The 12936-nt window shown below is 53.3% G+C and carries 16 protein-coding genes and 1 tRNA gene; 12 read left to right on the top strand and 5 right to left on the bottom strand.

Annotation, left to right across the window (positions count from 1 at the left end):
* Window positions 1-3: 3 nt before the first annotated feature.
* From pfdA to SE86_RS06765, 4 genes are all read right to left on the bottom strand, one after another.
* Complete coding sequence (pfdA, locus tag SE86_RS06780; protein ID WP_211096554.1) at window positions 4-462, bottom strand: prefoldin subunit alpha; 459 nt, start codon at window positions 460-462, stop codon at window positions 4-6.
* 1 nt (window position 463) lies between these two features.
* The gene (gene rpl18a / locus SE86_RS06775) at window positions 464-730 is read right to left on the bottom strand and encodes a 50S ribosomal protein L18Ae (RefSeq protein ID WP_117354819.1); all 267 of its coding nucleotides are present in this window, start codon (window positions 728-730) and stop codon (window positions 464-466) included.
* A gap of 340 nt (window positions 731-1070) precedes the next feature.
* Entirely contained in the window at window positions 1071-1358 is a 288-nt protein-coding gene (locus tag SE86_RS06770) for a 30S ribosomal protein S26e (RefSeq protein WP_117354818.1), read from the bottom strand.
* Window positions 1359-1494: 136 nt separating this feature from the next.
* Window positions 1495-1668 carry a 50S ribosomal protein L40e gene (locus SE86_RS06765; RefSeq protein ID WP_117354817.1) on the bottom strand — a complete coding sequence of 58 codons (174 nt, stop codon included), beginning with the start codon at window positions 1666-1668 and terminating at the stop codon, window positions 1495-1497.
* Between the two features lie 109 nt (window positions 1669-1777).
* Between SE86_RS06765 and SE86_RS06760 the strand changes: the two genes are divergently transcribed.
* The 6 genes from SE86_RS06760 to SE86_RS06735 all read left to right on the top strand — a co-directional run bounded on the left by SE86_RS06760 (window position 1778) and on the right by SE86_RS06735 (window position 5853).
* Window positions 1778-2398: a hypothetical protein gene (locus SE86_RS06760; protein ID WP_117355186.1), complete on the top strand. Its 621-nt coding sequence runs from the start codon at window positions 1778-1780 to the stop codon at window positions 2396-2398.
* A 47-nt stretch (window positions 2399-2445) separates the two neighbouring features.
* Window positions 2446-2540, top strand: a tRNA-Ile gene (locus tag SE86_RS06755).
* 28 nt (window positions 2541-2568) lie between these two features.
* Window positions 2569-3222, top strand: a complete 654-nt coding sequence (locus SE86_RS06750; RefSeq protein WP_211096552.1) for a hypothetical protein — start codon at window positions 2569-2571, stop codon at window positions 3220-3222.
* Between the two features lie 61 nt (window positions 3223-3283).
* Window positions 3284-4159, top strand: coding sequence for a hypothetical protein (locus tag SE86_RS06745; protein WP_117354815.1), 876 nt, complete (start codon window positions 3284-3286; stop codon window positions 4157-4159).
* Window positions 4159-5250 carry an AmmeMemoRadiSam system radical SAM enzyme gene (gene amrS / locus SE86_RS06740; protein WP_117354814.1) on the top strand — a complete coding sequence of 364 codons (1092 nt, stop codon included), beginning with the start codon at window positions 4159-4161 and terminating at the stop codon, window positions 5248-5250. Before SE86_RS06745 ends, amrS begins: the two co-directional genes overlap by 1 nt.
* Window positions 5251-5562: 312 nt before the next feature.
* Window positions 5563-5853 carry a transcription elongation factor gene (locus SE86_RS06735; RefSeq protein ID WP_117354813.1) on the top strand — a complete coding sequence of 97 codons (291 nt, stop codon included), beginning with the start codon at window positions 5563-5565 and terminating at the stop codon, window positions 5851-5853.
* 63 nt (window positions 5854-5916) lie between these two features.
* Here SE86_RS06735 and SE86_RS06730 read toward each other — a convergent pair whose 3' ends face one another.
* Window positions 5917-6570 (bottom strand): 30S ribosomal protein S3ae, encoded by a 654-nt coding sequence (locus SE86_RS06730; protein ID WP_117354812.1) that lies wholly within the window; start codon window positions 6568-6570, stop codon window positions 5917-5919.
* A gap of 113 nt (window positions 6571-6683) precedes the next feature.
* Here SE86_RS06730 and SE86_RS06725 point away from each other — a divergent pair, with 113 nt between their 5' ends.
* The 6 genes from SE86_RS06725 (at window position 6684) to SE86_RS06695 (ending at window position 12776) form a co-directional block, all read left to right on the top strand.
* The gene (locus tag SE86_RS06725) at window positions 6684-7142 is read left to right on the top strand and encodes a 30S ribosomal protein S15 (RefSeq protein ID WP_117354811.1); all 459 of its coding nucleotides are present in this window, start codon (window positions 6684-6686) and stop codon (window positions 7140-7142) included.
* A 93-nt stretch (window positions 7143-7235) separates the two neighbouring features.
* Window positions 7236-8519 (top strand): hypothetical protein, encoded by a 1284-nt coding sequence (locus tag SE86_RS06720; RefSeq protein ID WP_117354810.1) that lies wholly within the window; start codon window positions 7236-7238, stop codon window positions 8517-8519.
* Window positions 8520-8851: 332 nt separating this feature from the next.
* On the top strand, window positions 8852-10135 hold the full coding sequence (locus SE86_RS06710) for an alkaline phosphatase family protein (protein ID WP_211096551.1): 1284 nt from the start codon (window positions 8852-8854) through the stop codon (window positions 10133-10135).
* A 143-nt stretch (window positions 10136-10278) separates the two neighbouring features.
* On the top strand, window positions 10279-10971 hold the full coding sequence (locus SE86_RS06705; RefSeq protein ID WP_211096550.1) for a 30S ribosomal protein S6e: 693 nt from the start codon (window positions 10279-10281) through the stop codon (window positions 10969-10971).
* Window positions 10972-11106: 135 nt separating this feature from the next.
* The gene (locus SE86_RS06700; protein ID WP_212989711.1) at window positions 11107-12372 is read left to right on the top strand and encodes a translation initiation factor IF-2 subunit gamma; all 1266 of its coding nucleotides are present in this window, start codon (window positions 11107-11109) and stop codon (window positions 12370-12372) included.
* Window positions 12369-12776: a hypothetical protein gene (locus SE86_RS06695; RefSeq protein WP_117354808.1), complete on the top strand. Its 408-nt coding sequence runs from the start codon at window positions 12369-12371 to the stop codon at window positions 12774-12776. The genes SE86_RS06700 and SE86_RS06695 overlap by 4 nt, the downstream gene beginning before the upstream one ends.
* Window positions 12777-12936 lie beyond the last annotated feature (160 nt).

Below are 12936 nucleotides of genomic sequence, written 5' to 3'. Positions count from 1 at the left end.
CACTCAGCCCTGCGCGCCCTTAGCACGCTGGGCTGACGCCAGCGCTTGCTGTATAACGCTCTCGTACTGAGCCTCCAGGCTCTCCAGCTGGGCGAGCCTCTGGCTGACCTCGCCTATAGCCTTGTTAAGCTCGCCCTCCCTCTCGCTTAGTATCTTGAGGCCCTCTGAGACGTCCAACTTTGCGTAGACGTCCGCTCCTAGGTGAACCAGAACCTTGTCCTTGTTCTGAGGTATGGCCTCTACGAGCACCTCATAGTTATCGCTGAGGGGGAATAGGACCACAGAGCCCTGGGATGACCTAGCTATAGCGTCTAACCCATCCTTTGACCTTACAACGGAGCCCCTCTCCTCCGTCAGGCTATCTAGCAGGCTCCTCAGGTTGTTCGCCTGGCTCCTTATGGCGTCTAGTTGCGCCACGAGCTCATCTAAGGTCACCGCGCGCCCCTGCTGTTCGCCAGCCATCTCACTTCACCCTAGTTGCACCAAGGATCGACAGTATGTGCGCGTCAGTCACCTCATCAAGTGAGGCCTCCCGAACGTTTTGTACCTTTATGTGGTACCTCTTTAGCTTATGCCGGCTGCCGAGATCAGAGTAGACCTTCTCAAGAGCGTCCTTCTCTTTAAGCGCTGTCACAAACACCTTAAACTTATGCCACTCTGGGAACTTGTCATGTGACAGCAGCATCCGCCCCTCGACTACGAATACTTTTACTTTTGCTGCCTCGCTCATAGCCAGGCCCCCATTGGTGCTTAGCCTATAGACTTCGCTTAAAAGTATTTGTGCAGTTCTTCAACCCTGAGGCCCTTCCTAACCTAAGTGTCCAGCAAGGGCTCTAACCTGTCAGCGCGACTTCTTAGTCTATGTTAAGACGAGCCCTCGATCACATCCTTTCAGAAAGCATTTACATGCACGGTCCTAGAGCTCACCGTGTTGAGCCTTACGCCACCCCATGTTGATATAAAGCTTCAATAAACCCTATACGCCTAACCGTTAACTATCATGCTAACTTAAATCATGGTCTGCTTTAAATCCGGGTTGTTAAAAGTTCATAGTTAATATGTCAAGGCTTTCAGATGATGTTTAACCTGGGCTTTCTCTCATCTTCAGCCCTTATCTTTACAAGACCGTAGTGTATAGCGCAGCTTATGCAGTAGCACTTGGTTACGGGGTACCTAGGTATTATGGCGCCCTTCTTCTCGAGTTCCGCGGCCAGCTGGGGGTCAACTGGCGTGTAGCTTCTTGTGACACATATTGCCTTGTCCTCCGGCACGAGCCTGCCGCAGTTATCGCACTGAATCATCCTGGACTTGCCCTTATCGCCCTTCCTCCTGCCTCTGCTCTCCCTCTTCTTTGGCATTAGCTAGCACCTCTACCCGGTTGCATAGCGGCATTATTAAGCTCTTCTGCGAGACTAGGGAAGCCTTTGACCAATATTATTTACCAACTTTATAGTTATGGCAATGTCATTCAGTGTAATCACTATAGATAGAATGTCATGCAGTTTTGACCTTAGCCAGCTCTTTCCTCTTAGGTCTGAGGTCCGTGCTATGGCATCTCCTGCACTTCTTGGCCCCTGGAGGGTTGTGTGCCCCGCACTTCCTGCATATAAGTACGTTGAACACCCTATCCTGTACTATCTTCACCAGCTCGGGGTCTGTCACAGGCATCCTCGATGCCTAGGAGCTAGCCTAGACCTGCCCTTTTTAAGCATTTAAAGAGACTAGCCAAAAGAAAAACTTTTATACTAAGAATAACATTTCAACAAGTGTGATTGCCATGTACGCGAGCTCTGGGAAGCTCTCAATAGGGGAGGAGGCCTACCTGAGAGCGCTCACGGGCAGGCTGGTCGGCATAGGCCTGTTTAAGGGCTTTAACAAGGTGGCTGTTATACCCTACCCTGACAGGATATGCGAGTCAGTCGCTGCTGCAGCTGCAGTTGCCTACCTAGACGCATATGGATATGGCCCTGGCAAGGTCGCGTTCTTTGACTACTCGGACAACATGGATGACGTAGCAAGGAGAGTCGTTTCATGGGATCCTGAAGCAGTTTACATCGCGTTTGGAGGTGAGCAGAGGATGAGCTTAGTCTCCGAGGCCACCGCGAAGACTTTAAAGGCGCTGAGGTCGGCTGGCTTTAAGGGGGCCCTCCTAATTCACGTGAGAGCGTGGCTGGCAACCAAGCAGCTCTCGGCGCTTCTCTCGGACCCAGCGCTCAAGGAATACATCACCTCCCTCAAGGAGATCAGGCTCTTCACAGCTGATGCAAACGCTAAGAAGTTCTTCTTCCAAGCCGTAAAGGTGACTCCAGAGGGCAACGTGAGTTTGTCGAAGTATATGGATGTAGACATAACCGACGAGCACGCTAACCTGCTTAAGCTCTCCCTGCCGCCCCAGTGAGGGAAGCTAGTGTTTTAAAGCCCAAAGCCTACACCCTTTTTCGTGAAGGGCCCGTAGCTCAGCTCGGTGGAGCGCCCGGCTGATATCCGCCAGGTGTAGGTCAGAGACCGGGCGGTCGGGGGTTCAAATCCCCCCGGGCCCACTTACCAATTGATGGAGGTGCCCAGATGTTGCAGAGCGTAAGTCTGAAGGAGGCCATAGCTTCCACAGTTGACAGAGTGGACCGACTCCTTAAGGCGTTGGACTCTGACAGGGAGGAGATAGCTAAAATATCAAGAGATGTTATAAGGTTTAGCGGCTGGAGCATAACTTACCTTCACCAGGGCGACCTCGGGAAGGCCAAGGAAAACCTTGACGAATGTGAGAAGCTTGCAAGGAAGATGCTGGAGGTCGCCTCAAGGCATCCAGAGCTGGCTCACTCAGGCCTTGTGTATAATGCCGTTAGCGAGTATGTCGAAGCCAAGCTCCTCTACTCTATAGTTGTTGAGGGCAGGGTTCCAGCCTTTGAAGAGCTGAACGTTCACCCCGTCCCCTACCTGCAGGGCCTTGGAGACGTCGTTGGGGAACTGAGGAGGTACGCACTTGAAAAGGTCAGGCAGGGCTATATGAGCGAGGCGTGGGCCGCGCTCGAAATCATGGAGTCCATTTATACGTCCATGAGGTCGCTTGACTACCCAGACTCTGTGCTACCGGGCGTTAGGCACAAGGTTGACGTGGCTAGGGGCCTAATAGACGATACCAAGGCCATGCTTGTGGACATTCAGTCTAGGGAGGAGCTGAAGAGGTCTATCGAGGACGCCAAAGCTGCAGCCGAGCGCAAGTAAGGAGACAAAGAGAAAAGGGTTCTTAGCCCAAGTTCTGCTAAGCTATTCAAGGTAAAGGTCAATGGTGCAGGTCGCAGGCCTTGGATACGCCACTTCAGAGTCCCTGCCCCTATTTCACGCGCTGAGCGGCGGATCGGTCGTTAGGGTCGTCATTTACTCTGGTAGGCCCCTGAACTTTGATATGTGCGAGGGCTTTAGTGATGTTGAAGAGGTTTACAGGCTCTCCGAGGAAGGGCCCCCTCTCAAGGAGGTTGAACCAGAAAAGCTGCTCGGCCTTGCGAGAAGGTGGAGGGCTTCAGGAGTCATACTGGAGACGTCATATCATAAGGACCCTATACTCAGCGAAGCTGTAGGTGCTGCGAGGCGCGCGGGACTTAAGGTGGGTCTCAGGACGCCTGCAATAGAGGGCGACCTCCCGCGGGTTGACTTTCTTCTAGTAGACTACTTCAGACACTGTTCAGGGAACTACAGCTACAGCGGCATCGATTTGGACGCGCTGTTACGCCTAGCCAAAGAAAATGATGCTTGGGTTGAAGTTAACACGTACGTCGAGAAGCCCAGAGCCGAGGATGTGATGGGAGAGGTCTCCATAACAGCCAGTTATGGCTTCCCTATTCATGTACACCTTTTAGACCATGAAGGAGGGGGTCCCGTCAGGCATATGTATGATGTGCTCAGAAAGGCTAACCCTTATGTTTACATTCACGTAGACCTCTACGAGCAGCTTAACACTTACTGCCCTAGGTGTGGTAGCCCGGTCGCCTATAGGGAGGGCGCCACGCTGAGGTCGCTTGAGCTAAGGGATGGCACTAAGTGTTGGAGGTGCGGCCTTGAGCTACCCTTCCGTTTCGTAGTATCGAACAAAACCTCTGCCCAGGCACTAGCTCTAAGTGGCAGAGGGACTAGGTGGTACGACCCTAGGGCGGTGATAATTTAGTGAGTGAGAGTAAGCGGAATGCCTACGTGAGGGAGGCGAAGTTTTGGGAGCCTCTGAAGGATAAGCCGGGCTGGGTCAAGTGCAACCTCTGTCACAGGCGCTGTCTCATAGCCCCAGGCAGGTGGGGCGTGTGCGGAGTCAGGAAGAACGTTGATGGGAAGCTCTACACTTACGTCTATGGCCTGCTGACGTCCTACAACATTGACCCAATAGAAAAGAAGCCCCTGAGCCACTTTAACCCAGGCAGTCAGGTCCTCAGCATATCAACTGTTGGGTGCAGCTTCTTCTGTCAGTTCTGCCAAAACTGGGAGATAAGCCAGAGCAGGCTTGAGAAAGGCCTCTATGGAGAGTATCATTCGCCTGACGAGGTGGTAAAAGACGCCCTGAACGTTGGCGCTGATGGTATCTCGTACACTTACAATGAGCCAACCATAATGTATGAGTTCATGTACGACGCCGCAGTGAGGGCAAGGAAAGCGGGCCTATTTAACACTATGGTGACTAACGGCTATATCACGCCCGAGGCCATAGACGAGCTAGGGAACTACATGGACGCCGCCACCGTTGACTTCAAGGGAGGCGGTAACAGGGAGTTCTACAGAAAGCACATGGGGGTCCCCGACCCTGAGCCCATATTTGAAACCCTTAAGGCCATGAAGCAGAAGGGCATCTGGATAGAGATCACTAACCTTGTGGTGCCAAGGTATGGCGACAGCGAGGACGATATAAGGAAGCTAGCCAGATGGGTAGTGGACAACCTGGGTGACAGGGTCCCGTTCCATCTGCTCAAGTTCTACCCTGCATATAAGATGATAGACTTAGAGAGCACGCCCGTTAAGACGCTTGAGAAGCTTGCAAAGGTTGCCAAGGGCGAGGGCCTCAAGTATGTGTACATAGGCAACGTGCCAGGCCACCCGCTCGAGCACACGTACTGCCCCAACTGCGGCTACCCTGTGATAGAGAGGTACGGCTTCTATGTGACGGCGTGGCGCCTCACCAAGGACAATAGGTGCCCCAGGTGCGGAGCTAAGATAGATATAGTTGGAACCTTTAGGAATAAGACGGGGCCCGCGCCTATCTCGCTGCTTTAGGGGTTCAGCTCTCATATAGGTTCATGTTGCCTTACGGTCATCGCCTCATCCTTGTTCCCCCGCACCCCGCTCGGGATTTCATCGGGCTTGGGGGCGTTCAGGGCCACCCCAGGGGCCCCACACCTTGAGTGCTCGGTTACGTACCTCCTGTTGTATATGCTGATTGCGGTGACAACTTGTAAAACTATATGAAAGTTGAAACAGCTACGTAGGGCGCTTCCTTGGGACATCAATGGACTCTTCGGTAGAAAGTGTTATTACCCCTACAAGATCTTCTACTTAAGCCTGTGAGGAACTGGAAGTGATGCGCGTATGAAGTTCTGCCCTAGGTGTGGGGGAGTTATGGTACCAGTGAAGAAGGGCGATAAGGTCGTCCTTAGATGTACTAGATGCGGCTATGAGATGGAGCTCGACAAGAGTGCCGAGAAGGACTACAAGGGCACCTCTAAGGCTGACGAGAAGAGGGTCCTGACCACGACAGTTGTAAGTAAGGAAGTTCAAGTAAACAAGGAGGAGAAAGAGAAGGAGCTTGAGCAGGCCAAGGAGGACTACTATGAGCTTGTACTTGATGAGATGGGCGAATACGGAGACCAAACTTCATGACTCAGAAGTACGAATTTGCAGTAGGGCCAAATGGTACCAGCGACCAACAGAAGTTGATGGCGCTTAAGCGCTGGCTACTTGGCTCTCCGCCTGCGTCGCTGTAGCGCCTCCTGACACTGCATAAGGAGGCGGCGTCAGTGTCTTCACCTTCGCTATCTCAACCTTTCTAATTGAGCAAATCTTCCTAACCCTGGCAGCCATTTCCTGAGCAAGGCTACCCTCCTGGTCGCTGAACACGGCAGCCTTCACAAAGTCGTCAAACGACATCTGAGGTACCTTTGAATCTAGGACTTCCCTCATTAGGAGCCTTATAGTGTGCTTCTGGCTGTTCTTGCACCTGAACTGTGTCCACGTGACTGCTGTTACCCTGACGGTCACGCCATCTTTTGTGTTAAGCTTGTATATCAACGCTATCTTACTGCTCCTCCTCCTAGTCAGGCTTCTCAGGTAGTCCCTCATAAGCTCTACGCCCTTCACGTAGGTGAGAGCGCTTGAGCCGTCGACCTTGTATATCTGGAACTTGAGCTTAGTGTTTACATGAGTATAATCACCGGTTATATCATAAAGCGTTATCTCTACGGTCCTCCCAGGCAAGTATGATGGGTCGAGCGCTGGCACAGATGCTATTACCACACCTCCAAGCGTCTCGGGCGCCACAACATCGTACCACTTCTTTAGTCTCCAGGCCTCCCTGGCAGCTACTTTAGGTCTTGGCATCGTAAGCTCCCCGAAACCTCTCCCTGGAGGGATTATAAAACGTTCATGGAAGGCCCAACTCGCTGCTAAGAGTTTTAAAGCCAGCATAGGCTTTCTGTTCGCAGGGCTGAGCTATGCACAAGAAGAGCAGGAGAGGTCAGTCACACTCGACTAGGCCCGCACATCCCAGGCCACCCTCGTGGCTCTCGCTGACTCCTGACGAGATAGAGATCATAATAGAGCAGCTGGCGCAGAAGGGGTACACGCCAAGCCAGATAGGGCTTATACTAAGGGATCAGTTCGGAGTCCCCCTTGTAAAGCCAATACTAGGAAAGAGTATAACTGACGCCCTAAGCGAGAAGGGGTTGGAACCGAAGATACCTGAAGACCTCTTTAACTTGATGAAGAAGGCTGTCAACCTAAGGAGGCACCTCCAGGAGCACCCAAAGGACTTTGACAGCAAGCGCGGCCTTGTACTGACGGAGTCAAAGATAAGGAGACTTGTAAGGTACTACAAGACCGTTGGCAAGATCCCGCAGGACTGGGAGTACGACCCAGAGAGGGCAAAGCTGCTCGTTGCAGGGTCATCTTGATACGTTCTTAGAGCCTGTATTCTGATGAAAAGTGCGCTAAAATATTCTGAAACAGCTGAGAGCAAGGTAAGCTAGCGAAAAGGTGACCAAAAGTTGTTAGCCATAAGGGTGGAACCGGGCCAGAACCTCGACAAGTCGCTAGCTTCGGCCTCGTCCTCACTGAAAGCGCTGATTAAGGCAGCGTCAGACGAGGGTATACTTAGGATTGTTGCAGCTCCAAGCTCTGAGTCCATAATGTCGCTTCTCATGGTATTCTCTATATTGAGCAGGCGAGGTGTAAACGTCGTAGCGTCAGTGTCGCCAAAGCCACCCTCAACAATATATGAACCTACCCTTCTGCTCGGGTTCCCTTCGCCCCTGGGATACACTAACGACACGGTTAAGGATCAGCTGGTCTTGATATCTCAGGGGACTGTCGAGCCACCACCGCTCAACGCCTCCTATGTGTCATGCGACGGCAGTATTGGTGCCTGCGCCTACATGATACTTAAGGGGGCTAATCAGTTCTCTATAGAGCCTGAGTATGCCGTACTATCGATATCCTCCTCCTATGCCAGCAACTACATGGACAAGGCCGGCAAGGTCTCGGGCTTAGACAAGATTTTAACGTCATCTTTAGCCGCAGATGAGAAGGTCTCGCTCTTTATGCTGACGTCGCTTAAGGGCTACAGGGCCCACATACTTGACCTCTGCGAGTCCATAAAGATAACCGTAGACCCCTTTTATCCAGGGCTCACGGGCACAAACTACTGCGTGGAACTGCTAGAGTCCAATGGCGCTGGGGAGCTGGCTATGAAGAAGCCATCCTCCATGGACGAAGAGGAGCTAGGAGTGGCGGCCAAGATAATGCTCTCATATTTAAAGGATCGCCTTAAGAGGCAGCTCGATGTAAAGGACTTCGTGGGCGGCGTTTACCTGGCGTCTGAGAAGCTCATAATAACCGATCCCAAGGAGGCCCTGAACTTAGTTGAGTTCGCCAGCGACACCTGGGGGTTGCAGTCAGCCATAGCCTTGACCTCAAATTACGATGAAGAGTATCCGCAGGCCGCGTCCCAGCTAAAGGCCGTAGCAGAGACGTTGACCGAGACCATTGACAATGCGAGGCTCGTAGACCTAGGTCCTCTTAACGGTGTTAAGGTATACTCAATTAAGGACCTGAGCGAGCGGGCCCCCCTACAGCTGCTGTGGAGGGCCCTAAAGTTGCTGGGCTACGTGGACCAGCACTCATACATTGCAGTTGAGAGTGAGGGAGGGCTGCTGCTCTCAATGCCACAGGTCTACGAGAGCACAGGCCACCTTGTTCTCCAGAGGCTCTCGGAGTTCGAGGGCGCAGAGGTAAGGGGCGTTAGGCTGTGGCTCCCTCGCAGCCAGAAGTGAAGTTACGCTTAACTATCAGCTTGAGCTGCGTGGATGCCAACGCTGTCGCTAGCGCCATTAATGTAGATAACCTCACGGCGCCTAAGGGCCTTAATATTTCGTGCCATGCAGACAATAAACATACGCTCACCTGCTACTTGACTACTGATCTTGAAGAGGGGCCGCTCGCGCTCCTTAGAGTAAAAAACACCATTGACGACCTCTTGATTAACGTTGAAGCCTCTGTAAAAACGCTAGAGAGGGTTTCAAAGGAGAGCTGTTGACCCCAGTCAAGGCCTATCTAGCGTTACCATTTTAACCCGGTTGACTCTTAGGACGCATGGATGGTTGGGATGATCAACAAGCTGCTTTACATAGTCCTCGACGGGGCTGCTGACGGGCTTAACCCGCCGAAGAGCTCGCTTGGGACAGCATACAAACCAAATATAGACAAGTTGGCAAGGAGTGCAAGGTGTGGCCTTGTCTACACGGTTGGGAAGGGCATAGCCCCCGAGAGCGACGAAGCTGTGATAAGCATCCTTGGCTATGATCCTCATAAGTACTACACTGGCCGTGGCCCCCTGGAGGCCGTGGGCGCAGGAGTGAGCTTCAGAGAGGGTGAGGTCGCTCTTAGGTCGGACATGGCCACTGTAGACCCAACAACCATGAGGATAATAGACAGGAGGGCCGGAAGGAACGTAACTGATGAGGAGGGAGCCGAGCTCGCTAAGGCCATAGACGGCATGAGGCTGGACAACGGCCACGGGCTTGCTCACTTCGTTCACACAGTGGCGCATCGCGGGGTCCTCGTGCTCAGCCACGATGAAGTTAAGCTTAGCGCCAACATAAGCAACACGGACCCTGCGTATGAGAGGGAGGGCCTCATAAGCAAGGCGAAGCCCAGCTTTGAGCCCTTCGTTCAGAGGAGTAGGCCGCTGGACCCCTCTGACAGGGGTGCCGTCAAGGCCGCGGAACTGCTTAACGAGTTCACAGAGAGGGCCATAAAGGTCCTTGACGGTCACCCTGTTAACGAGGCCAGGAGAAGGGCGGGCAAGCTGCCAGCTAATGCCATACTCTCAAGGGACGCCGGCGACAGGCTACCCAACGCGCCAGCTATAAGCAGAGTCTTTGGGCTCAACTTCGCCAGCGTGACTGAGATGCCCGTCGAGAGGGGCATAGCTATAACCTTTGGGCTTAACGACCTTCATTATGAGAGAGAGGGCAAAAGTCTGGAGCAGGTTCTGAGCGAGGAGGCGGACCTTGTTATTAATAGTCTGGACAAATATGACGCCTTCTACGTGCACCTCAAGGGCCCTGACGAACCAGGTCACGATGGTAACTATGAGGCCAAGAGGGCCTCTATCGAGGCTATAGACAAGTTCTTCTTCTCGCGCCTGCTAAGCCACATAGACCTAAGCAATGTCCTCATAATCGTGACCTCCGACCACGCGACACCCTGGTACCTTAAGAGCCACAGCGATGACCCGGTGCCAATAATGTTTTCAAACACCTCAATAAGGGAGAGCTACGAGAAATTTGACGAGGCTGCCTGCTCTAAAGGCTCTTTAGGCATTATAGAGAGCGGCACTAAGATAGTTCCAACCGCGTTAAGCATAATGAAGGGCCTGCAGAGCTAATAGCCGTACAGGCATTTACAACCGAAAGCCTCGCCCTTCAGGGCGGGGAGGAGGCCAGATTAGGTAGGCCCAAGGACGTATTAGCTTTTTAAGCCTTTTCCCTTCCGAGCCCAAGGGAGACTTGGCGCTGAGGTGCGCTGAAGTTGCCAGGTAGGGAGGAAAGGCCCCCGTTAAGGGTAGTGATATCGGACCCCTCGGCAAAGGGGCCTGAGGTAAAGGTTAAGGTGAAGGGCGTAGAGGACGACAGCATAGCCTACACGGACTCCATGAAAAAGACCAAAGAGCAGGAGAGGACTGAGCTGCCTAAGGTCAAGCTGAGCTCCAAGCTAGCGCAGAGGTTGGGCCTTGACAGCGTAGGCGTTATAACACTCTCCTTCAGGTCTGAGGGCAGCAAGACCAACGTCTCAGCCAAGATAATAGTTGACGACTCCGTGCCTGAGGGTGAAGTGTGGGCCCACAAGGCGTTAGTCAACGAAGTCGCAGGCGCCGACGAGTCTGATGCCATTGCGTTCAAGGCTAAGGCCTGGCAGATAGCGGTCCCTGACGATGTCGCCATAAGGCTCGCTGGTCTCAAGATAGGCGACGAATTCGACGGTGTTCTGCTCGGCATGCCAGGCGTCACAATGAAGATAACAGGAGGCACAGACGCCTCGGGCTTCCCCATGCACCCAGGCCTGCCTGGGTCCGTCAGGAGGAAGGTGCTCCTGAGCGGGCCGCCGGGCTTCCACCCAACAAAGAAGGGGGAGAAGATGAAGAAGACGTACGCGGCAACAGGATCCCAGATCCCAGGGCTGAGAGGAGAAAGACGTCGCTGGCCCAGCTCAACGTTATTATAAGTAGGCCGGCCGTCCAGCAGGTCGCCACTCCGCAGCAGTAACCTTCTACTTCAGCAGTCCCTCTTTAGTGACAGCCTTTAGGCCACCTAGCTTAAAAAGAGGTATGAATCAGCTAGACTTGTGGTGGCTTTAAAGTTGACAGAGCGCGCAGCTGAGACTAACATAGAGGAGAAGCTTCAGCCAGAGGTAAACATAGGCATTGTGGGCCATGTAGACCACGGCAAGACCACCCTCGTCCAGGCCCTAACAGGTGTCTGGACCATGAGACACAGCGAGGAAGTGAAGAGAAGCATGACAATAAAGCTGGGTTATGCTGACGGCGAAATTTGGGAATGCGAGGGCTGCGAGTTCCCTGAGCGCTACTCGACGGAGCCCGTCTGTGAGTGTAACCCAGGCGCAAAGCCGAGGCTGCTTAGGAGGATCTCGTTCATAGACGCGCCTGGTCATGAGATATTGATGGCTACCATGTTATCAGGGGCAACGCTGATGGATGGGGCACTGCTGGTAGTGGCCGCTAACGAGCCGACCCCGCAGCCACAGACGCGGGAGCACTTCCTCGCGCTCTCCATCCTAGGTATAAAGAACTTGATAGTGATCCAGAACAAAGTTGACGTAGTCTCACCTGAAAGGGCTCACGAGAACTATAAGGAAATCAAGAAGTTCCTTGAGGGCACCTGGGCTGAAGATGCGCCTATAATACCTGTCAGCGCGCTCAAGCGCGTTAACGTAGATGCAGTCCTGGCCGCGATACAGGAGTACGTGCCCACCCCCGAGAGGGACCTCTCGAGCCCCCCGCTAATGTACGCAATCAGGAGCTTTGACGTCAATAGGCCTGGCACATCGCCTGATGATCTGGCGGGCGGCGTTATAGGCGGGTCCCTGGTCTCTGGAACCCTTAAGGTGGGCGATGAAATAGAGATACGCCCTGGGATCCAGGTTAAGGAGGGGGGCAAAGTAAAGTACGAGCCCCTGATATCGGAGGTAGCGAGCCTGCACTTTGGAAAGTACGAAGTAAAGGAGGCCAAGCCTGGCGGCCTTGTCGCGGTGGGCACAAAGCTTGACCCCTCGCTCACCAAGAATGACAACTTGGCCGGCAACGTAGTTGGAAGGGCAGGACACATGCCCGAGGTGTTCGACACGCTCACTATTGAACACCACCTCTTTGAGACCGTTGTTGGTATGAAGGAGATGGTAAAGGTGGAGCCCCTGGCGAAGGGGGAGTCCCTCCTGCTCGCGGTAGGGCCAGCGCTGACCCTGGGGGACGTAGTGTCCCTCAGCAAGGACGTTGCAACTGTTAGGCTTAGGAGGCCCGTTGCAGCCTGGAAAGGTGTCAGGATCGCAATAAGCAGGCGCATAGCTGGCAGGTGGCGCCTCATAGGGTGGGGGCTAGCGAAGGTTTGAGGATAAAGGTTATACTTGACGCCAATTTCCTCATAGAGATGGCCAAAGGAAACATAGCGCCCTCCATGATAGACGAGGCCATAAGCTACGGCTATGAGCTTCTGACGACCACAAACGTCGTTGACGAGCTTAGTGAAATGGCGATGCACGGCGATGAGCTCTCTAAAAGGGCCTCCGAGGCTGCTATCATAATTCGGAGGCTTAACGTAAAAGTGGTCAGCACTGCAGCTGTAAATGGGGACGAGTCAATAGTGAAGCTCGCCGGTGACTTGAAGGCTTCAGGCAACGCCGTCGTTGTAGCAACCCTTGACAAGGAGCTCCGCAGGAGGCTCAAAAAGGAGGGAGTGCCATGCCTCACCGTTAGGGGTAGAGGCAAAAGGCTGGAGCTGAGCTGGACCGTTTGACGTTAGACCAAGCCCACCCTCATCAACAAATACCACAACCCCCTTTTACTTTGAGGCATCCCTAGGTCCTCCACGCCGCTACATAAGGAGCGACCTTTACCATAATGGCCGTCCACCTTTCTCTCATTAAATTTACTATTTTAATTAAAATTCTATGAAG

Origin of the sequence: Acidilobus sp. 7A, from assembly GCF_003431325.1 — an archaeon.
Lineage (GTDB): Archaea > Thermoproteota > Thermoprotei_A > Sulfolobales > Acidilobaceae > Acidilobus.
Note: the sequence above shows the minus strand (reverse complement) of the source record. Positions and strands in the feature narration are given on the sequence as shown.